This window comes from Methyloversatilis sp., from assembly GCF_030698125.1.
GTDB lineage: Bacteria > Pseudomonadota > Gammaproteobacteria > Burkholderiales > Rhodocyclaceae > Methyloversatilis.
The window spans coordinates 137678-159156 of the sequence record NZ_JAUYNV010000050.1 but is presented as its reverse complement, the minus strand read 5'-3'; the positions used below and the strand labels follow the sequence as shown (position 1 = coordinate 159156).

Annotated in this window: 17 protein-coding genes; 2 read left to right on the top strand and 15 right to left on the bottom strand. The window is 63.6% G+C overall.

All coding sequences use genetic code 11. The features are described from left to right. Window positions 1-31: 31 nt before the first annotated feature. Complete coding sequence (locus Q8Q80_RS16520) at window positions 32-1423, bottom strand: Shedu immune nuclease family protein (RefSeq protein WP_305633974.1); 1392 nt, start codon at window positions 1421-1423, stop codon at window positions 32-34. 56 nt (window positions 1424-1479) lie between these two features. Further along, complete coding sequence (locus Q8Q80_RS16515) at window positions 1480-3717, bottom strand: hypothetical protein (RefSeq protein ID WP_305633973.1); 2238 nt, start codon at window positions 3715-3717, stop codon at window positions 1480-1482. A gap of 204 nt (window positions 3718-3921) precedes the next feature. On the opposite strand from Q8Q80_RS16515, the gene Q8Q80_RS16510 reads away from it, so the two are divergent. After that, a complete protein-coding gene (locus tag Q8Q80_RS16510; RefSeq protein ID WP_305633972.1) occupies window positions 3922-5766 on the top strand; it encodes a type II toxin-antitoxin system HipA family toxin in 1845 nt (614 codons plus the stop codon). 28 nt (window positions 5767-5794) lie between these two features. On the opposite strand, the gene Q8Q80_RS16505 is transcribed toward Q8Q80_RS16510, so the two are convergent. Next, entirely contained in the window at window positions 5795-6136 is a 342-nt protein-coding gene (locus Q8Q80_RS16505) for a helix-turn-helix transcriptional regulator (RefSeq protein WP_305633971.1), read from the bottom strand. Window positions 6137-6366: 230 nt separating this feature from the next. Between Q8Q80_RS16505 and Q8Q80_RS16500 the strand changes: the two genes are divergently transcribed. Further along, window positions 6367-7977, top strand: a complete 1611-nt coding sequence (locus Q8Q80_RS16500; protein WP_305633970.1) for a peptide chain release factor 3 — start codon at window positions 6367-6369, stop codon at window positions 7975-7977. Between the two features lie 12 nt (window positions 7978-7989). Here the strand turns inward: Q8Q80_RS16500 and Q8Q80_RS16495 are convergent, their stop codons facing one another. The 12 genes from Q8Q80_RS16495 to Q8Q80_RS16440 all read right to left on the bottom strand — a co-directional run bounded on the left by Q8Q80_RS16495 (window position 7990) and on the right by Q8Q80_RS16440 (window position 21309). Further along, window positions 7990-8337, bottom strand: a complete 348-nt coding sequence (locus tag Q8Q80_RS16495) for a hypothetical protein (protein ID WP_305633969.1) — start codon at window positions 8335-8337, stop codon at window positions 7990-7992. Between the two features lie 2 nt (window positions 8338-8339). Next, window positions 8340-11720: a pilus assembly protein gene (locus Q8Q80_RS16490; protein WP_305633968.1), complete on the bottom strand. Its 3381-nt coding sequence runs from the start codon at window positions 11718-11720 to the stop codon at window positions 8340-8342. Between the two features lie 5 nt (window positions 11721-11725). Next, window positions 11726-12265 carry a PilX N-terminal domain-containing pilus assembly protein gene (locus Q8Q80_RS16485; RefSeq protein ID WP_305633967.1) on the bottom strand — a complete coding sequence of 180 codons (540 nt, stop codon included), beginning with the start codon at window positions 12263-12265 and terminating at the stop codon, window positions 11726-11728. Then, complete coding sequence (locus Q8Q80_RS16480; protein ID WP_305633966.1) at window positions 12262-13254, bottom strand: PilW family protein; 993 nt, start codon at window positions 13252-13254, stop codon at window positions 12262-12264. Before Q8Q80_RS16480 ends, Q8Q80_RS16485 begins: the two co-directional genes overlap by 4 nt. Continuing rightward, on the bottom strand, window positions 13254-13694 hold the full coding sequence (gene pilV, locus Q8Q80_RS16475) for a type IV pilus modification protein PilV (protein WP_305633965.1): 441 nt from the start codon (window positions 13692-13694) through the stop codon (window positions 13254-13256). The genes Q8Q80_RS16480 and pilV (Q8Q80_RS16475) overlap by 1 nt, the downstream gene beginning before the upstream one ends. After that, entirely contained in the window at window positions 13694-14317 is a 624-nt protein-coding gene (locus Q8Q80_RS16470) for a GspH/FimT family pseudopilin (RefSeq protein WP_305612482.1), read from the bottom strand. Before Q8Q80_RS16470 ends, pilV (Q8Q80_RS16475) begins: the two co-directional genes overlap by 1 nt. Window positions 14318-14411: 94 nt before the next feature. Continuing rightward, window positions 14412-14849 carry a type IV pilin protein gene (locus tag Q8Q80_RS16465; RefSeq protein ID WP_305633964.1) on the bottom strand — a complete coding sequence of 146 codons (438 nt, stop codon included), beginning with the start codon at window positions 14847-14849 and terminating at the stop codon, window positions 14412-14414. Between the two features lie 22 nt (window positions 14850-14871). Further along, on the bottom strand, window positions 14872-18516 hold the full coding sequence (locus Q8Q80_RS16460) for a pilus assembly protein (protein WP_305633963.1): 3645 nt from the start codon (window positions 18514-18516) through the stop codon (window positions 14872-14874). A 21-nt stretch (window positions 18517-18537) separates the two neighbouring features. Beyond that, window positions 18538-19161 carry a PilX N-terminal domain-containing pilus assembly protein gene (locus Q8Q80_RS16455; RefSeq protein WP_305633962.1) on the bottom strand — a complete coding sequence of 208 codons (624 nt, stop codon included), beginning with the start codon at window positions 19159-19161 and terminating at the stop codon, window positions 18538-18540. Beyond that, window positions 19158-20198, bottom strand: coding sequence for a PilW family protein (locus tag Q8Q80_RS16450; RefSeq protein WP_305633961.1), 1041 nt, complete (start codon window positions 20196-20198; stop codon window positions 19158-19160). Before Q8Q80_RS16450 ends, Q8Q80_RS16455 begins: the two co-directional genes overlap by 4 nt. Continuing rightward, a complete protein-coding gene (pilV, locus tag Q8Q80_RS16445) occupies window positions 20195-20647 on the bottom strand; it encodes a type IV pilus modification protein PilV (RefSeq protein ID WP_305633960.1) in 453 nt (150 codons plus the stop codon). The genes Q8Q80_RS16450 and pilV (Q8Q80_RS16445) overlap by 4 nt, the downstream gene beginning before the upstream one ends. Continuing rightward, window positions 20647-21309, bottom strand: a complete 663-nt coding sequence (locus Q8Q80_RS16440) for a GspH/FimT family pseudopilin (protein WP_305633959.1) — start codon at window positions 21307-21309, stop codon at window positions 20647-20649. The genes pilV (Q8Q80_RS16445) and Q8Q80_RS16440 overlap by 1 nt, the downstream gene beginning before the upstream one ends. Between the last annotated feature and the right edge of the window lie 170 nt (window positions 21310-21479).

Below are 21479 nucleotides of genomic sequence, written 5' to 3'. Positions count from 1 at the left end.
CATCAGCCCAAAAGTCAGGATATGACCAGATTCAGGCCGCTGTGAACAGTCCCCTGCTATGCCTTTGACCGTGAACGACTTTTTCGATGGCGCTTCCATTTGGCATACCGTTAATTCGACAAATGAGAACACGCCCTAGCGACTTCCTCTCGTCCTTGGCCGTAGGGCTCGTGCCGATGATGACGATGCACTGGATCGAATAGGGATGCACGTTGCTCAGGCCAGACTCATACGCCTTCTGCGTGAAGCTGTTTTGCAGGCGGTATTTTTGATCAAGTACCTGCGAAATTGAACCACTCACTTCCGTCGTTGGCGCGTGCAGGTCGGCCCTGTAGGGGATGGCCTTCAGGAGCGGGGTCTTCGGGCGCTTGATTTCAATAAGCGCCAGATTTCCCGTGTAGCGCTGGGCCAGCAGGAAGTCGGCGATCCTCTCGCCCGCACCGCGAATGGTGGCTCCACCGACATACGCCTGATCCTGAACCAGAAAGACCGGGTACGCAAAGGCAAGACCGAGAACGAACGGGTTCGCCTTTAGAAATTCCTGCCACTTCGGCTCGGTCAGATCCTTGGTCAGCATCTCCTCGAACTTCTGGATCAAGACGCCCAGCGTGACCTTCTCGATATCTGACCGCAGGGCCAGCAGTGCGTCGGCGTCTGTCATGGCAATTTCTTCTTTGTCCTTCGTGATGATCGACATCGCAGCCTGACGGTCGCTGCGAGACAGATTGGAACGCTCGCCGCCGATCTTCACCAGCTCGTAGATTGCGCCGGGTCGAATCCTTTTCATCCTCAGCGGAAAATCAGCCGGCACGACCGCGTGAAGCAAGTTGGTGTACGCAACAAGGAGCTTGTCTTCGAGCGCCTCCCGCTGATATCGACGCGCGATGCTGTCGATTGCCCGGCGCAGTTGCTCGAAGCGTTTGACCCCGAGGCGATATGTTGGCAGCGCGACCATTGTTTCTGCACCTGCCGTGATCACGAGTTCGGTTACCCCGGCGATGTCGTCAACGGCGTTGACAAAGAAGCGGTATTCCCATTTCAAACCGAGCCCGTACTGGAACTGTTTGGAAAACCCTGTCGGTAGGCCCAGCAGCAGTTCCTCAAACTCGCCTGGTTCGATGGGCAACGGCCAGCCGCCGTTATCACTCTCAATCGTGATGGTCCTGAGATCGTCGTGACGGGGCTTCAGATAGTCAGGCGCGCCGCGCCGGACATTGATCGGGAACATGCGCAGCGCGTCTTCGGTAACCGTTGCCAGAAGCACCTTGTCGCGCGTCGCCTCCGGTCCTGAGTCGTTCGCTTCATAAGACGCCTCGCTGATCGCTAAGTAGTACGCGTTTACGTAAGGCTTGCCATCGAGAGTCCCGTGCTCGATTTCGAGCACGGGATCGAAGGGACTTGCCGATGGTGAAAGTGTTGCCATGGATATTGCCTTCCCCGTCTTGATTTCCGTTGTCCCGTTATGCCTCGTCTCGCGGCTCAACGCAGTGTCGCCCCGACCAGCTCCACCGATTCCCTCGTCACGGTTGCCACGTCTTGCAGGAACGCGTTCCGGTCCGGCGACGGCGTTACGTCCGGCACCGGGGCCGCCAGGTCATAGACCCGCTCGGCGATCAGCTTGGCGCGCCGGAACGTCGAGCGCGGGCCCGATTCGTCATAGGCGCTGCGCCATTCACTCATGCGCTCGGATTTCACCCGCCGCGACGCGAGTTCAAGCAGGCGGCGGCTCAGGTCTTCGGCGATGGCATCGAAGATGTGTTGCTTGTCGTCGTCTGTCGGCTCGGGACCGTTCCAGGCCACGGGGTTCTGGAGCAGAACATAGAGACGCTGCTGAAGCTGCTGCTTCAGGTCGGCGACTGGACGCAGGGTGTCGTACTCGTCAGACCCCATCGCAAAGCGGCGGCTGAGGGCCTTGATGCGCGTCCAATGCTCTTTTTCCATGCCGTGCTTGACCGAGAGGCCGAGGCGGGGCCGCCACCCGTTGTGGAAGCTTTCGGCCGCGCGTTCGACCGCAAGCACAAGGTTCATTCGGTCGTAGATCGGGCGCGAGTCAATCGGCTTCGGACGCTCGACGATGCCGTCGATCATTTCCAGCAGCTTGCCGAGCTGGCTGGCCGTCCGCTTTCCGTCCTTCGATTCAACGTCCAGCTTTTGATCGAGGTCCGCGAGGAAGACCCGCGAGGTTTTCAGGCGCGCACGCAGCGCCCTTTCGGCGAACGGGCCGAGGTCTTCGCCGATGGCGGAGAGCACGTTTTCTGCCGATGCCAGAACGTGCTGGGAGCGGGCCGAAGGGTTCGGCAGGTTGTCGCCGCTGACCTTGTCGAAGTGCGTGAACGCGAAGATCAGCTTGGCCGAATTCCCCGAAGAGACGAGCTCCTTCATCGCGGCGACGGGCGCCGCCAGCATGGGCTGCGTCGCGTTGTCCACCAGGATGACGGCATCGACCATGTCGATGCGCTTCGAGAGCGTCGTCGAGATCGTGGACATCGAGCGCGGCGTATGGCCGAGGCCTTCACCGTCGAGGAGCACGAGCTTCGGCTTGTCGTTCGGCCACGCCGGGTAGAACGGGCCGGACACCCGAACGCCGTTGACCAGCGGTGTCAGCAGGGTGCCAAAGAGCGGCGCGTAGTTCGAAGCGAACCGGGAAATCGACGCGATAAAGGCATCGCGATCCCCGGTCTCCCACGTCCACGTCAGAGGCCAGCCCACCTTCGTCTTCTGAAGCTTGCCGTCGGGCAGGAGCGCAAACCGTTCTTCGATCTCGTCCATGACGGCATCGACGACCTGCTGAAAGGCCTCGTCGTCGCGCGTCCGGTTGTCGAGCTCTTCCTCGAACAGCTCGTCGATGACGCGTTGGTCCTTCTCGTCGGCTGCGTTCAGTTCCGTGCGGAGCGATTCGCCGTAGCGCGCTGCGATTTCCTTGACCAAGGCCAGCGCCGACGACAGCACGTCGTTCGTGCGCTTCAGGAGGTCGCCGCTTTCGGCGTCGATGTCGCCGTTGCCGTCATCATCGAAGTCGCTCGTGTCCTTGACCGGACCGTTGCCGAGGACGTAATTGAAGCGGAAGCGCTGATTAACATGCGTCAGCAGGCGGCGCATCTGGTCGGAGTCGGACTCGCTCCGATATGCCGCGAGCACGGCGGCGGATACGCATTCCTTCAGATGCTCGCGCACGTCTTCCATCGGGAAGAACGTGACGACGGCGCAGTACGACCCCTCTTGCAGAATCACTTCGGTTTCGTGAACTGTGGTCTTGGCCGTCGAGGTCGAGGGGAACCGCTCTTTCAGCGGGTCGGTGCCCATGAGCTGTCGCAGGAGCGTTGTCTTTCCGGCCCCTGTGGTGCCGAGAAAGAGGGCACGCCGATAGTCGCTTGACTGCGACGACGGAAGCGCGATCACGCCGTCACGCAGGCCGAGGAAGTCGGTCTCACCGCCTTCGAGCTTGTAGAAGAAGATATCGACGATGCGCGGATCGAACAGGCCGAGGGCATGCTCGCGCGCGCCGAGGTCCCAGAGCTGCGGGCTCGCCAGCAGCGCGTTCATCTGGTCGCGCAGCGTCGCCGCTTCCTGTTCGTTGTCCGTCTTGAGGCTTTGCCGGACCCGCAGGCCTTCCTTGCCTGTGGTGGGGTCCGTCCGCTTCGGGTGCCGGAAGATGACGGCCCAAGTGTTGCGCCCTTGCGTCCTGCTCAGGCTCGCAGAGTAGAAGTTGTCGCTCATCGCATTCTCCGTTGTTCCGGGGTTGTTCCGATACGTAAATATAGCGACCTGATCTCCTGGCGTCAACATTTTTTGGTACAACGCGGGAACAACGATAAGTACAACTTTTACGTATCTGAAAACCGGAAAAGTTGGATTTCTCTTGCTTGGCTGCTCTCCGGACGCTAACTTTCCCGTATCTGAAACACGGGAAGGTTAGCGACAATGCCGCTTCATCTCGTCGGCGAGAGCATCGACAAGACCCGCAGCCACTATCTGGCCGGGACGGGCAAGCTCGTACAATTGATGCGTGGCATCTATGTCGATGCCGCCGACGACATCGATCGAACCGTTCTCGCCCACGCCGTCCGCATCGGCCGTTACCTCTATCCCAATGCTTACCTCTCGGCAGTCAGCGCCGTTCTGCTGGGGCCGACCCGCGATGGTCGCCTCTACCTGACCGGGCCGCGCGTACAGCGCACCCGCATCCGGGCGCTGGAAATCGTTCAGAACAAGGCTCCCGCGAAGCCCTCTCTCGCTTCCGCCGCCGTTGCCGACAGCCTGGGCGAGTTCGCCGTCAACGTGTCTTCGATCCGTCAGAGGTTTCTGGAAGCCTTTCGCCTGCGCAGCGAACATGCCGCGTCCATCGATGCAGCGACACGCGAGGCCATCGCCGCCCGCCTTGTCGAGGAGTACGGCGGCTCGAAGGCCGCGAGTGATGCCGTGTGGGCGCTGGCCCGAGAAAACGACTGGTACCGCGAGGGCGAGGGAGCCGAAAGATTCTTGCTGCGCGGCCCCTCCATTGCGCCCGCGCGCAACGAGGCCGCGTTCGCCTTGACCGTGGCGTGGCACGGCCTGCCGATTGGCACCCTCGTTCACGATGGTTTCGAATGGCGATGGTCGCAGGCAGACAGCGGCGCTCCCATACCGCCAGTCATCCGCCAGACAATGCCAGGCAGGTTGCCGCCCTTCATGGTCTCTCTGCTGCCGGAAGGCTGGCTGGAGAGCGTCTTGCACGACCGCGACGAGCGGGCCATGCTTCGCTCGGGCAGGCGCTACATGTCCAACATCACGGTGGCAGAGAACGCGGATGAGCTTGCCACGCTGCCGCTCGATATGCTCGCGACGACGCTCGCCGCCCATACAGCGGCCGGTGTGTTCACAGGCACCTATGCCGGGCCCGTTCGCAGCACGATGGAGCAGGACTTCGAACGCAATCTCGCCACGATCTACGACCGCACCGATATGCCGCGCCTCTCGGGCGTGCAGATCAAGGCACCGATGACGCTCGACCCGGACGGCAGGCTTTCGCCAAGCACAGGTACGCCGTTCACGCACATCCTGAAGCCCGCCGGGACCAGTGGCTTCGAGGCCTTGCCGCTGGTCGAATGGGTCGGCCTGACTTTGGCGAGGGAGGTCGGGTTCGTTGTTCCGGCGACGGCACTGATTGCGATGCCCGATGAGATGCCTCCCGCTCTTCTCGTCGAGCGGTTCGACATTCGCACGGGTGCGAACGACAAGCGCCTGCTGGCGATGGAAGACCTGTGCTCGGTGCTCGATCTCTCGCCAAAGGCCAAGTACGACGGCACCATCGAGCGTGTGGCACGCGCCCTCAGGGGCCTGTCCACGTTGCCCGACGAGGACCTCCTGATTCTGATGAAGCGCGTCGTGTTCGCCTGGCTCATCGCGGACGGCGACATGCACCTCAAGAACATGGCCGTTCTGAAGATCGCCGAACCCGGCGATCCGGCCTTCCGCAGCGTTCGCTTGGCGCCCGTCTACGACATGCTGACCACCCGCGTCTTTCCCCGCCTCGAACACGACCGTATGGCGCTGAAGCTCAACGGCAAGGACGAACGACTCAAGCGTGCCGACTTCCTCGCGGTCGCTGCGATAGCAGGACTTCGTGCGTCGGACACCAACGCCGCTATCGACGACGTTCTGGACCGGATGCGGGCTGCCGTTGCCGTGATCGCGTTGCCCAAGCTTCCCGGCTACGGGCCGTCCGGTGAGGCTGCTGTCACCCGAACGCTCGAGATCTGCCGGGAACGGATTGCCACGTTCGCGTGACCGGGCTTGCCGCGCCTAGGCGCCTGTCCTAGAAATCGCCATCCGGGCTTCGGTCAGGCCGCGCTCTGGCCCGTTCGCGGGACAAGGCGAGAGCCTGGCCTTCCTCGTCCTTTTCCGGCGTTGCAACATCGTCCATATGGCCCAGAAGATCGAGCGCCCACAGCATCGCCGCATAGACGGCAATTCCCGTCGATGCCTTGCCGTGCTCCGCGTCGGCAACAGCACGCACGCCTGTACCGATCTTCTCGGCCACGTCTTCGATCGTCAGGTTCCGCCGCAGGCGCGCCGTGCGCAGGTTCGCGCCCAGACGCTTGAGCGTCTGTTCGACGGGATAAGGCGGTGCGGCCAGCAGCTTGTTCCGGGCGGTCATAAGTCATCGATACGAAGGGCACTTCAACCATCGGATATCATGCTGATCGGGGCGAGCTCGAATGAGCAAGCCCTCAAGAGCATTTTAAGCCGTATAAAATGCTCTTGAAAGACGATTAATGCTAAAGTCTATACCGCTGGTGGCCGAAAAGCCCGCCAGCGGCGACGAAGAGGCGATGTGCAAGGCTATGGGCACATTCTGGAATGCGTACCAGCGGGGAAAGAGTCGAGATGTCAGAAGGTCTGATCGCAGAGCAGGTAGGGCGAAGAAGGACCTTTGCCATCATTTCCCACCCGGACGCGGGCAAGACCACGCTGACCGAGAAACTGCTGCTGTTCGCCGGCGCGATCCAGATCGCCGGCAGTGTGAAGGCGCGCAAGGCGGCGCGTCATGCCACGTCGGACTGGATGGAAATCGAGAAGCAGCGCGGCATTTCGGTGGCCAGTTCAGTGATGCAGATGGAGTACCGCGACTGCGTCGTCAACCTGCTCGACACGCCGGGCCACCGCGACTTCTCGGAAGACACCTATCGCGTGCTCACCGCAGTGGATGCCGCACTGATGGTGATCGACGCCGCCAACGGCGTCGAAGCGCAGACGCTGCGTCTGCTTGAGGTGTGCCGCGCGCGCAATACGCCCATCATCACCTTCATCAACAAGATGGACCGCGAAGTGCGCGCGCCGCTCGACCTGATCGACGAACTGGAACGCACGCTGGGCATGGACGTCGCGCCCTTCACCTGGCCGCTCGGCATGGGCAAGGAATTCGCCGGCGTGTATGAAATGCACGCCGACCGCATGCGCGTGTTCCGCGCGGGTGAAGACCGTATTTCGGGCAAGGAAGAAACATTGCAGGGCCTGGACAACCCGGAAATCGCGAAGCGCTATCCGATGCAGCTGGACACCGCGCAGCACGAGATCGACCTGGTGCGCGATGCCGCACCGCCGTTCGACGAGGCGGAATTTCTGGCCGGCCGGCAGACACCGGTGTTCTTCGGTTCGGCGATCAACAACTTCGGCGTCAAGGAGGTGCTGGACGCGCTGGTCGAACTGGCGCCGCCGCCCGGCGCCCGCCCGGCCATCCAGCGCCGGGTCGAGCCGAACGAAGCGAAGCTGACCGGCGTCGTCTTCAAGATCCAGGCCAATATGGATCCGTCGCACCGTGACCGCATTGCCTTCGTGCGCGTGTGCTCCGGTCACTTCCAGCGCGGCATGAAGCTCAAGGTCAGCCGCAACGGCAAGGAAATCCGGCCGAACAACGTGGTCACCTTCCTGTCGCAGCGGCGCGAGCTGCTGGAAGAAGCCTACGCCGGCGACATCATCGGCATTCCGAACCACGGCACCTTGCAGCTGGGCGACACGCTGACCGAAGGCGAAACGCTGCAATTCACCGGCCTGCCCTTCTTCGCACCCGAATTATTCCAGGGCGTGGAAATACGAGATCCATTGAGAACCAAGCAGTTACGTTCAGGTCTTGAGCAACTGGGTGAAGAAGGTGCCATCCAGGTATTCCGCCCGCTGGCCGGCGGCAGCCTGTTGCTGGGCGCGGTCGGCCAGCTGCAATTCGAAGTGGTGATCCACCGGCTCAAGGCGGAATACGGCGTCGATGCGCGCCTTGAAGGCACCCGCTACAGCATGGCGCGCTGGGTGACCTGCGACGACGAACGCGAGCTGAAGCGGTTCATTGATGCCAACGCGCACCGCATTGCCTACGACGCGGTCGACGCGCCGGCCTTTCTGGCGACGATGAATGCCGAACTGCGGGTGGCGCAGGAAAAATGGACCAAGATCAAGTTCCACGCGATGCGCGAACATGCGGGTCTGATGTTTGCCAGTCACTGAAGCAAACGAGAACTACTGCCCCATCGGCATGATGCCGTTGCCGACCAGTACCTGGGTGACGGTACCGTCGGCGCTGGTGGCGAAACTGACCGGCGTGTTGGGCGGGATGTCGGCAAGCGTCCGGCCTTTGCCAAGCCGACCCTGTTTATCGACGATGAAGATGACGGTGTTGGCGTTTCCCTTGTAGCGCTTGCCATTGATCGTCATGGCGCCGGTGGCGGTATCGATGCTGCTGACGTAGCCCTGCTGTTCATACAGCGACGGATTCGACAACGGGTGCAGCGGCTCGGCCGCATGCAGGGGCAGCGTGGCGGCGGCACACAGCACTGCGGCGATGGCGTGATGGATGGGCGTTTTCATGTTCAGTCTCCGATGATTTCTTTCCAGGACACCCGGCCGGCGCGCAAGCCGTCGGACACCACGCGCGAGCGTGCGGTGCCGTCCGAGCCGCCGACGATCTGTTGCTTGCCGATCTGCAGCGGGCTGCCGGGCAGACTGTCCGTGCTGTAGCCACTGCCGACGACGCGGCGGCTGGTGTTGCCTTCGGTGTGCGTCACCTGGTCACCGGCGTCGACGACGCCATTGCGCGTGAAATCGAACACATCGAAATCCTGCCGGCCGCCGGTGAAGGGATTCACCCCCAGCACCCAACCGCGGCCGCCGGGCTCGCACGGGTTGCTGCTCGGAATCAGCGTGCTGACAAACAAGGTTGTGGCGCCCAGTACCGGCGGATTGATGATGCGCTCGCCTTCGGCACCGGCCGTCGGCGACTGCAGATCCATGTACCAGCCGCGCTTGCCGCTCATGCTCGTGCCGCCCGTGCTGTCACCCGGCCTGGAAATCACGCGGTAATTGTCGCCCTGCGCGGTCGAGCCCTCCTGAAGGATGACGCGCTGGGCCAGATTGCTGCGACTGCCGATCCGGCTACCGGTGTCGTTTACGCCGTACCAGGTCTGCGTGGCCATACTGCCGGGGTCCGACGTCGCCAGGTAGCGTCCGGTGCCGAAGTAGATCCACAATTTTCGATCGGCCGGATTGAAGCCGATGCTGACGCCGCCGGTGATCGGCTGCACAGCATTGGTCGAACTGCGCGCCGTGAACAGCGGCTGCGGCGCGGCATCGGTACCGTAGCCGCTGCGCCACTGCGCCGGATTACTGTTGCTCACGTCGAACTTCCACAGATTGCCCAGCAGGTCGCCCGCGTAGAAGTAGTCGAAATCGCCGTCGCGGTCGACATCGACGCCTTCGGCCGCCGCCAGGCCGTTGGGCGAGGTGCTTGAACCCTGCAGGGTGTCGATGCGCTGCACCAGTGCGCCGTTGGCGATGTCGAGCACCAGCAGCACGGCACGCGCGTTGGTGCTGTTGTAGCCATTGCCGATCACCACCGCCCAGTTGCCGTCATTCATGCGCGCAATGACCGGGTTGCCGACGGTCTGGCCGAGATCGGCGTGGGTGTATTCCCACAGCACCTTGTTCGCCCCGAAACTGTCGGGGTTCGTCACGTCCAGCGCATAGACCGTCTTGCCGCCGCGGCCCTGCGTGCCGATGAGCACGGTACGCCAGGCACCGGAGAAATAGACCTCGGCCACGACCGGTGAGCCGTCATTCATGAACTTGTGGACGTACTCCGGATTGGCCAGCAACTTCATCGTGCTGAAGGCACCGGTCGGTATGTAGGCAAAACGCTCTTCCCCGGTGCGCGCATCGAAGGCATGCAGCATGCCGTCATTGGCCGCGACATAAACCATTTCGCGCCGGCTGGCCACCGCCGTGCGATGCGCCTGATAGGTGCCTGCGCCGGTCCAGCTGAAGCGTTCCAGCCGCAGGTCGGTGACCGCACCCACATAGGCCGGCAGCGAATTGACGATGTCACCCAGCACGCTGGTGCGGTTGCGCAAGGTGCCGCCATTGCGCGCCTCGGCGGTGGTGGCCCCGCGCAGGTAGTCCAGCGTGGCGGACGTACCGATTGCGGTGCGCTGGGCCGCGCTCAGATTGGCCCACTGGAAAGTGATGCCCGCGGTACCCGACCAGGTGAATATGCTGCGGCTGGCCGCTGCAGGGATATGTTCCGACGCCTTCCACGACGGCGTTGTCGCGAGCGTGCCATCGGTATTGATGCGCGTGGCAACGAGATCGCCGGTCCAGCTGCCACCGACGAAGCGCGACTGGAACAGCAGCGTATTGCTGGTCAGCGAGGTGCTGGTGGCGGTGACATTGCCGGTCGAAGCCACCCGTTCGCTGATGTCGGTCAGCACCGCCGACAGGCCATCGGTGAATTGCTGCGGATCGGCCGCATTCACGAACGCACCGCGCCCGTTGATCGTGGCATGCCACAGGTCGTCGAGCTTGGCCGGCGAGCTGTTGGCCGGATCGGGCCAGCTCTTGGTGCCGGCGGTAAGCGCCGGCAGGTCGGTCGCCGGGTCCAGCGTGCCGCTGACGCCCAGTGACAGGCCGAAGGTCACCATGTGCTGCCAGTTGGCACTGTCGCGGGCACTCGTCGGCACGTTGTTGGCGATGCCGGTACGCAGATCGCGCTTGTAGTAGTGCATCGCCACATCGGCCAGCGTATTGCTGTGCGTGTCGCGATAGGGACGCGCTTCGGTACCATCGGAGTTGCCGATCGCATTCTGTGCGAAGGCATCGCTCCAGTAGCCATCGGTGGTCAGAATGGTGAACGACTGCCGGCAGGTCAGCGGGTTGGCGTAACCGGTCTGGCGCCAGGGGTCATCGTCGCCGGTCCTGGTTTCGTAATAATTTCCGGCCCAGTTCAGCGCGGTACGCAGCGGTGTGCCGGCCGGGTCGATGTTGGTTTCGAGCAGCCGCTGGAACCACGTTTCGCGATTGCTGCCGGTGAAACCACCGTTGGTCGGGATCAGGAATTCGCCCGAACCGTTGATCGTGCGAAAGCCCACGCGGAAGTTCTCGCCCAACTGGCCGAACGCGATCGACGCGCCGGCACGGGCGGTCAGGATGCGGCTGCGGTAGTAGGAAAACCAGTTGGCGAAGTTCTGCGTCTCCTCCGCCACCGTGCGCGTCGTGCCATCGGGCCAGGTGAAGGACGTGATTTCGACCTCGCCGGCAGTCACCGGGTCGCGCCGGTAGGCCCGCGTGCCGCGTATCTGGTACTTGGTGTAGTTGGCCGCCGAGACGCGCGAGCCATTGCCGCGATAGATGTAGAAGGTGATCGGCCGGAACGTCTGGTTGCACGGCGGCCCGCAGGCATAGGAGGCGGAATTCTGATTGGTATTGGTGGTATTGCGGAACCAGAAGGCCGACCGCGTCTGCTCGGCCGTCAGATTCAGCGTGCCACGAGTCGCATGGGCCGGATTGTAGGGCGCCGCGGCGGGATCGACATTGCCGAATGACACGCCGGTATGGCGCAGCCACGGACGATAGTCCGTCTGCGGGTTGTAGAACACTGCGTTGTTGTCGGGCGAGCGGCCGAAGAAATTGTGGATATTGTTGTCGTCGAAAGTCGGAATCTGTGCTGTGTACGAAAGACCGCCATAGACGGAGGCCGGAAACGGAAACAGGTAGATGGAAAAGTAGAGGTTTTCGTCCGGCATCACCTCCCACTGCATCGAGCCCGAGTCGTCGAGCAGGAACATGAGGTTGGGCGCAACCGCGCTGCCGACCACCAGCGGTGCGTCGGCGATGTCGACCACGGCGCGGGCCGGCGTGCTTGCCAGGAGTGTGGCGAACTGCGCTGCGGCGACCAGCAGGCCGGCGAGCATACGATGCATGGTGATCATGGTCTGTACGTGGTCTGCAGCAGCACGGCGGGCCGGCCAGCGACCGGCGCGCTGCGGGCCGTGATGCGGAAGCGCGGTTTGAGGCAGTCGGATGCGATCGTCGTGACCGTATCGCAATCCGGCGTGGACGGCCAGAGGCCGAGGTCTTCGATGAGGTACTGCGGAACGCCGGCCGCCTTGGCACGCGTATCGGCATCGGCTGCTTCCCACCACACCGTCGCAGACGCCCACACGGCGGCCGGATCCTCCCAGCGGTTCAGGAATGAATTCGCGCCCGGTGTCGGCTTGGCGTACAAGCCATTGACGGTGCCGTCGAACGGTCCTGCAGCGCCGCTCGCCAACAGGGTTTCCGCTTCGCGCAGCGACGATTCAGCCGCCTGGAAGGCGATCGCCCGGTCGTACAGATTCGCACTCATGCGCTCCTGCATGCCGGTGCCGCGCATGCTGGCCAGGCCCAGCAAGGTCACGGCGAGCAGCAGCATCAACGCGACGACCAGCGTCACGCCGCGTTGCCGGGCGGGCAGCATCCCGTTCATGACATCCGGTTCCTGAGCGTGACCACATGGGTCATCGTGCGTCGCACGCGGTCAGCCGCGGTCGAGGGGCGGTCAGGTTCGTCGATGATCAGCCGCAGGCGCACGCCGATCACGGCGTTCCAGTCAGTCACCGCGGTCGCGGCGACCCAGGCGGTGGCGCCCTCGACCAGATAGTCGGCCTGCAGGTCAACCACACCGTCGATCACCTCTTCGGCCACCAGCGACAGCGTGCCGGCGTTGTTCTGCGGCGCCACGCGGTACAGCGAGCGCGATGTAGTCGTGGTACGTCCGTTGTTGCCGACGTACCAGGCGAGTGACTCCAGGCGCATCGCGACTGCGTTGGCCTCGAAGCGATAGGTCTGACCGTTGGCGCTGCAGTCGGGCGGGTCGGCAAAACCCAGCCCGCGCGTGCAGTTTCCCGGCGAGCCCGCATTACTGTGTTCGACCTGCGTGCCATTGGCGTCGGTCACCTGGAACAGGGAGGCCTGGCTGAAGTTGCACACGATGGCCAGATCGCCGGTGGCGAGCGCCCGGTTGGCCGGGCTGAAGGTGAGCATCTGCGTCGCGGCATCGTGCGCCGACACGGTCTGCGGCTGGCTGCCGGTGCGCATGACCTGCAGCGCCGACGTGCCGGCCACGCGCTGACCGGCGGCGCTGCCGAACGGCGCACCGGCAAAGGCTTCGCTGCCGCCGTAACCGCGCAGACCGCCGTTCCACTGTGTCCACCACAGCGAAGCAGGATTGTTCAGCACGTTGACGAACTGCAATGCGCCGCCGCAGGAGTTCAGGCCGGCGTCACGGATGTCGCGCGCCAGCAGTTCGAAGCCGGTACGGGCGGCCTCCTGGATGCGCGACAGCCCTTCGGTCACGTTGTAGGTCTGCCGGTTCGACAACACGAGCCCGATCGCAGTCCCCGTGATGAACAGCCCGATGGCGAGCGCAATCATCAACTCGATCAGCGTGCGGCCCTGCTGTGCGTGCGCTCGCATCACAGACGCGCCTCGATCCGGAACATCTGGTTGGCGGAGCCGCCGCGGGCGCGGCTGTCGTCCCAGCGCACGGTGATCATGCAGCTGCCGGTTGCGCCGCCGGTACAGGTCACGCCGCCGCAGGCGGAACTGCCCATGCTCACCTGCAGATCGGCGACCCAGTTGGCCAGTTGCGTTTCGGCAAACGTGCCGGCGGCCGGCGGCGTGCAGGCGCCGTTGGCCAGCGCGAGGTTGTAGCTGCCTGCGCGCGCGGCAGCCACGTCGGCACGCAGCCGGTCGATCATCGTGTAGGCGCCGAGCACGGCGGCGCTGCGTTCGTAGGAACTCTGGTTGGAACGCAGCGACGCCATCTGCAGCGCTGCCATGCCGAGCATGCCGACCGACAGCACGAACAGCGCAACCGCCACTTCGATCAGCGAAACCCCCGCCTGCGCCTTCATCAGGTATCTCCCGGTGCCGCGCAGCTGGCCGATGTGCTGCGCGCCACTCCGATGCGACTGCCGCCACCCAGGCGGACGTCGCGCGCATTGCTGGTCATGCCGTCGATGATCGTGCACAGACGCAGGGTGCCTGACTGCAGCATCGTTTGCCCCGGTGCACGGGCCAGGCCATCGGGCCGGTAGACCACGCGGTTGCCGCTGCCCGCGAGCGCCGGGCTGGCCAGCACCCTGACCTGGTCACCCGCGAACACATGGGTACGCACCACGACCTCGACCGGGTTGGTGGTGGCATTCGGGTTGTAGGCGCCACTGCCGTCGGCGTCGATGAACACCATCCAGCCCGCCCAGTTGCCGTCGGTATCGGTGACGCAGCCGCCTGCGGCATCGATCTGCCCCGCCGTCACCGCCGCCCGGCACAGCACGCTGCGCGCGTTGCCACGAATGGCTTCCGCACGCGCGCTGTTCATGCCGGCGATGAATTCATTGGTTTCGGCAGTCAGGCGGTTCATCACGACCAGACTCTGGAAGGACGGCACGGCGAACGTGGTCACCACCGCCAGGATGGCAATGGTGATCATCAGTTCTATCAGCGTGAAGCCCGAGGCGGGCGAACGGCGAAACATCGGCGGACAAAGGGAAGGCGATCCCTCTGTTACGGCCACAGGCCTTGAAGCTTGAGTGCGCCCCGGGCGGGGTGGCGCAAACTTGTGTGTCGGGTCAGCGCCAGCAGCCCGCAGCCCGCGTTGCGCACGTGTCACCCGTGCCGGTGGCGGCTTTCGCGCCGGTCTGGTTCAGGCTGAGCGTGCAGCCGCACTTGGAATCGTTGGATGACTGGCCGGACTGCGGGACGGCCGTGATCGTATAGGTGCGGGCTGCAAGCGTCGGGGCCGGGAAGGTGTAGAAGCCGGTCAGATCGGTCCGGCACTGCTGAGTGTTCGGCAGGGTCGCGCCGACATAGGTAAGCGCGGTGGTGTATTGACGCTCCAGCATCTGGGCCTGCTCCGACAGGCAGGCCGCCGCCGTCGCGCGCCGACTGTCGATGACGTACTGCGTGTAGTTCGGATACACGATGGCCGCCAGAATGCCGATGATCGCCACGACGATCATCAGTTCGATCAGCGTGAAGCCTCGCTGGAGGCTGGGGTGGATGTTCATGCGCACGTTGCAGGTCCCGGTATCAGTCATTGATCAGTTCGCGCCACGACAGCCGGCCGAAGATGTCCGGCAGGTTGAGGCTTTCGCACACCGTTTCGCCGTTGGCCAGACCGATCAGCACGCCGGCCTGACCGCTGAGTGTCGTGCAGGGCGATCCGAGCGGCTGCCCACCGGTGCCACCGGTGCTGCCGCCACCGCTGACCGAACCATCGCCGACCGGCGCGTCGTTGCGCACCAGGATGGGTCGCGACGGGATGGAAAGCAGTCCGACACCGCTGACGTTGTAATTGACCGACGGCTGTCCCTCGACGCTGACGGTGACCGGTTCGCGGTTGATGAAAACATTATCCTGCAGCCGGCCGCCGGTGTAGGGATCGAGCGTCAGCAGCCAGCCGTTGCCCCCCGGGCTGCAGGGGTCGTCGGCCGGAATGGCGGTGGTGGCGAACAAGGCGGTACTGAAGGCCTGCACGCCATAGAACATCCGCTCGCCCTGCTGGGTGCCGGTCGGCGGCAGCAGGTCAAGGTACCAGCCCTGCTTGACGTAATTGCCGTCGGCATCGGTCATGGCCGCACCACCCGACGTGTCCCCGGGCGCCGAAATGACCCGCACGCGATTGGGATTGACGTCCGTCGTCTCGGGCGTGAAGAGCGCGGTTTCAAACAATACGACACGCTGCGCGAAGTTGCTGCGGCCGGTCACCGGCGAGGTCAGCGTGCCATCCGCATAGTTGTCGTACAGGCCATACCAGGTTTGAGTGGAGGTATCGGCGCGATCGGTGCCGGCCAGGAAGCGGCCGGTACCGAAGCTGATCCAGCGCACACCGTCAGCCGGATTCAGCAGCACTTCGATGTTCGACGTGATGGCTTGCGGTTCGCCCAATGCATCCAGTGCACGATAGAGCGGCATCGGCGCCTCGGGCGTACCGAAGGCAACTTTCCACGCGCTCGCTGTGGCCGACGACAGGTCGAAGCGCCACACGTTGCCGCGCAGATCCCCCGCGTAGGCGTAATCCGTCGTGCCGTTGCCATCGTTGTCCCATTGCGTGATGTCGGCCAGACCATTGCTGAGGCAGGGACTGTCGGTCGACACGCAATCGCCGGTATCGATCTTGCGGATCAGCGCACCGGTCACTGCATCGATCACGAACAGGAAGCCGCGGTTCTGGTCGCTGTTGTAGCCGTTGCCGATCAGCACCGCCCAACGGTCATTGTTGAGCCGGGTCAGCACCGGATTGCCGATGAACTGGCCGAGATCCGGATCGGTGAATTCCCACAGGATGCGGCTGGTGTCGAAGGTGGCCGGATCAGTGATGTCGAGCGCAAAGACCTGACGACCGCCCCGACCTTGTGTGCCGACCAGCACGCTGCGCCACTGCCCGGTACCGCCCTCGCCACTTTGATAGACATCACCGGCGCGCAGGAAACCGTCGACGATGAAACGATGCGTGTAATTGGGCGAAGTCAGCGTCTTCATCGCGGGCAGCGCGGCGCTCGGCACGTAGGCGAAGCGTTCGATGCCGCTCGTCGCGTCGAACGCATGCAGCATGCCGTCGTTCGCGCTGACGTATACCATCGCCGTACGCGCAGTGACAGGCGGTTCCACCGTGGAATCAGCGATCAGGCTCTGGCGGAATGCCTGGTAGGTCGACGCACCTTCCCACGTGAAACGCTCATAGGACAAGTTGTCCGGTGCGGCAACGAACACCGGCGACGAATGCACGATGTCACCGAGCACCGACAGGCGGTTGCGGAACGGCCCGCCCTGATCGACTTCCTGGGTACGTACGCCGCGCAGGTAATCGAGCACGGTGCTGTCGTCGCCCAGTTGTGCCTTCTGGGTGTCGCTGAGGTTGTCCCACAGGAAGCTGACACCCAGGGACGCGTTGCGGGTGTAGATATTGCGGCTGGCCGCTGCAGGCAGCTGTTCCGAGGCCTTCCACTGTGGCGTCGTGCCCAGGCCGCCGGAGGTCACCGTGTAGGCCCACAGGTCGCCGGTCCAGACCTCGCTGGTGAAGCGCGCCTGGAATACCTTGCTGCCTTCGCGCAGTTCGGTCGATGACACGCCGAGATTGGACGACGACGCCGTGCGCTGCACGATGGTATCCAGAGCGCCCTTCAGACCATTCGCGAATTCTTCCGGTGTCGCGGCACTGACGAACTTGCCGCGACCGTTCACCGTTGCATGCCACAGATCGTCCAGCTTGCCGCTGTCGGTAGAGGTGCTCGGCCACGACAACTCGCCCGATGCGAGCCGCGGCAGATCGGTATCCGGATTCAGCGAGCCCTGCAGACCCAGCGCCACGCCGAAGGTGACCATGTGCTGCCAGTCCGCCGGGTCGGCATCCGTGGTGGGTACGCGGTTGGCGATGTCGCTGCGCAGATCGTTCTTGTAGTAGTACATCGCCACGTCGGCCAGCGTTCGCGAGTAGGTGTCCGCGTATGGCGCCCCTTCCGTTCCGTCGGCGTTGCCGATCGAAGCGTTGACGTTGTTCAGACCGGTGTTTGAATCGTTGTAGTAGCCGTCCGTGGTCAGGATGGTGAAGCTCTGGCGGCAACTGAGCAGGCCGTCCGGTTCGGCCGGGCCCCACGGATCGTTTTCACCGGTGGTCGTCCGGTAGTACTCACCGGCGCGGGCAAGCGCCACGCGCAGCGGTGTGGTACCCGTGCCGCTTGAAGCAAACATGTTCGTGAACCAGGTTTCGCGGTTGGTGCCGGCGAAGCCGCCGGTCAGCGGAATGTCCATCTGACCCGTGGTGCCGTTCAGCGGTCTGTACCCGATACGGTAGTTTTCTCCCAGCGTCGAAAACGCTGCACTCACCCCGTTTTTCGCCGCATCACGACGACTGCGGCTGTAGGTGAACCAGTTGGCAAAGTTCTGCTTTTCCTCGGCGATGGTGCGGGTCACACCACCGGCCCAGTTGAAGCTCGTCACCGCCGTCGTCGAGCCATCGGCGAGATCGACGCGGTCGGCGTCGTCACCGCGGATCTGGTAGCGGTAGTAGTTGATGCGTTCCAGATCCGATCCGGTGCCCTTGTAGACAAACCAGGTCATCGGCCAGAAGGTTTTCACGCAATTTCGCGTATCCACCGCGCTGGCGTCCTCGTCAAACTGGGTGCAAGGCGCCGACGGGCTGCGCGGCACGTTGGCGGTACTGAACGAAAACGTTGTCGCCGTTGTATTGGTGGCCCAGCGGAAGCGGCCTGACTGCTGCGCCGTGAGATCGATGCCAGAAGTATCGGAAGGCGTGTATTTGGCATTCGTTGGGCTGGACGCATCACGCTGCGTGCCCTCCGGCCCGGTCCAGCGACGGTAGGTCACCGCCGGGTTGTAATAGACCCGGTTGAGCTGGCTGGTGCGCATCGCCACGTTCAGGATATTGGCGTCATCATAATCGGGCACGTAGGCACTGCTGTTTGCGGTACCCGCACGGATCGAATATTCGAAATCCCACAGACTGACGAAACTGTCGGGCAAGGCCTCCCACAGCATCGAACCGGAATTGTCGAGAATCATCAGCACATTGGGCGCCGCCGTCACGTTCAGGATCAGCGGATTGTCGGAAATGGGCACCTGTGCCTGCGCGGGCGCACACGCCAGCCAGACCCCGACCACGCTTGCGCATGCAGCACGCAGGCCGGCAGTGGCGAAAGAACGAACAGCATTCATGATCGGAACTCCCGGTTCATTCTATGGGCGGTAAGTGGTCTGCAAGGCGACATTCGGCCGCCCTTCGACCGGCGGCATGCGCGCGGTGATGCGATAGCGCGGCCCACGGCAAGCCGTGCTGCCGCGGCGACCGCAGCCCGTGCCATCCTCGAAATCACCCATGTATTCGATGATGTATTGCGGCGGGGTGTTTGCGTCACCCACCATGCGGACTTTTGCATCGGAATCGACTTGCCCCCACCATGCAGTCGCTTGGCTCCACTGCGTCGCGGAATCGTTCCAGCGTTCGGTGTAGGCAGGTGCGACCGGCGTGCTCTCCGAACCACCCTCACCACCTTCCCCACCGCTGGGCGGCGTCGGGGCGGCAATGGCACACAGCGGTGGCGTTCCGCCGGGCAGGCAGTACAAACCGTTGCTGTTGGTGACTGTCGTCGTGACAGTGATGCTCGCCTCGGCTTCGCGCAGCGCCGATTCGACCGCCTGGAAAGCCAGACTGCGGTCGTACATGTTCGCACCCATCTTCTCCTGCATGCTGGTGCCGCGAATACTCGCCAGCCCGAGCAGCGTCATGACGATCAGCATCACCAGCGCGACCAGCAGGGTGGCGCCGCGCTGCGAGCGCAGATCAGGATGTCGTGCACTCATGACACGCGGTTCCTCAAATTCACAACGTGGGAAATGCGCCGTGTAAGCCGGGCGCCCGCCGCATTGGTCGCCGTACCGGTATCCGGTGCATCGATAACGAGCTCGATCTGGATGGCAACGACTTCGTTCCAACGATTGAGCGCCGTGATGTTCGTAGCCGTCAGGTAATCGCCGCCGGGCAGGCGATAGGTGATCTGCATGTCACGCACGCCTTCGACGATTTCCTGTGCCTCCTGCTCCGCACTGCCGGCGTTGTTGCTGACGCTGACCCGATACAGCGAAGTCGGGCTGTTCGTGTTGCTACCGCGACCGTTGTTGCCGACGAACCAGGCGGCCGCCTGCAGCCGCATGAGCTGCGAGCCCGGCGGAAACACCTTGCGCACGCCCGCAAGGCCATCGCAGGCCACCGGCGTCCGGAACGCCAGCCCGCTGGAGCAATTACCCGGCGATCCCGCACCAATATCGTGAACGATCGAATTGGTCGACGCATCAACCGCACTGACCTGAAAAATCGCACTGTTCTCGAAGTCGCACAGCACAACCAGATCTCCGCTGGCCAGCGTGTGCGGAGTGGCGAGCGTGATCGTCGATGCCCCATCATTGTGAGCACTGACCGAAAAGGCGGCCGTACCGCCGTGAATCGCCTCCACTAGATCAGTACCCGACACGCGCTGACCTTCGCCGGTGCCGATCACCGCAGCAAGCGAGGCCGTCGTGTTGTCAAAACCACGCAACCCGCGAGTGGTGTCAGACCAGTCAGACCAAAACTTCGTAGCGGGATCTTTCAGCAGATTGACCACACGAGAGCGACCGCCGTTGCAGGAATTGATGCCGACTGCACGCAGGTCACGCGACATCAGCTCAAACGCCATGCGGGTCGATTCCTGGATGCGCGACAGCGCTTCGGTAGAACGGTAAGCCTCACGGTTGCTCATGACCATGGCGATGGCACCGGCCGATACCACCAGCCCGAGCACCAGCGTAACCAGCACCTCGACCAGCGATGTACCGCGCTGGGAAGAATGGAAGATATTCATATGCGGACGTCCACCTGGAATGTGTGATCACTCGCGCCGTTGGTCACCCGGCTGTCGTCCCAGCGCACCGTGATGCGGCAGGATACGGGGGTACCTGTGCAGGAAATCCCGCCGCACGAACCAGCGCCGAGATTGTTCGCCAGCCCGCTCAGCCACTGGTTGATGTCGATGGTCGCCGGCTCGGTACCAGTCGGTATTTCGCACCCGGAAGCTGGTAAGTCGCGGTTGTAGGTGCCGTTGCGCGCCAGCGTCTGGTTGCTGCGCATGCGTTCGGCAATCGAATAGGCGGCGATCACCGCCGCATTGCGCTCGAAGGCGCTCTGGTTCGCCTTCATCGCCATGGTCTGCATGCCGGCAATACCGAGCATGCCGAAAGCCAGTACGAACAATGCGACCAGCACTTCGATCAGCGACACCCCCCGCTGCAGCGGACTCGATTGATGCTTCATCAGCTTCCCTCCACCGGCGTGCTGCCGCCACCACCCTCTTCAACTGGCGCCACGGTCACCCCGCAATTTGCATCGGTCCGCCGCGCGACCGACATGCGACTGCCCGACACCAGCGACACCACCCGCATGTTGCTGCCGCTGAGCGCACCGCTACGGTCGCACACGCGGACTTCCGCGGCCTGCAGCGCCAGCGAATTCTGGCCACGAGCCATCCCGTCGGGACGAAACGCGATACGGTTACCGGCGGCGGCAAGGTCATCATCCGAAATGAGTTCCAGCGCATTGCCGGTGATGGCCTGCACTCGCACGATGCGCTCGGTGCCGTCTATGGCGCCATTGGTGTTCTCATCGACAAATACCGCCCAGGCCTGCCAGGGCTCGCTGTTTGCCGTCGTCACGCAGCCGGTGGTTGCGCTGAAATTCACCACACCGTCGGCGGCAGCCGCCCGGCACAGCAGCACGCGCCGCTGGATACGGACCGCCTCGGAACGCGCCAGATTCATGCCCGACAGCAACTCGTTCGATTCGGCCGTGAGGCGGCTCGACGCGATGAAGCTCTGGAAAGACGGAAATGCGAACGCTGCCAGAATGGCCATCAGGGTGACCACGATCATCAATTCGATCATCGTGAAACCGGCGTGCGCAGTGCGAAGACGCGTCATGGACAGGCTGGACCGGAAAAGGAATTCTGATCTCAACTTACGTCATGACAACCTTCGGGCGCGAGCCGCCAATGACGAACGGCAGGAACCGGCACCCGAACGGCGCCGCCGCGGCCGGTTGCCGTGACATCCGTCACGACTCCCGGATCCGCTTGCTATCCGCGCCAGCT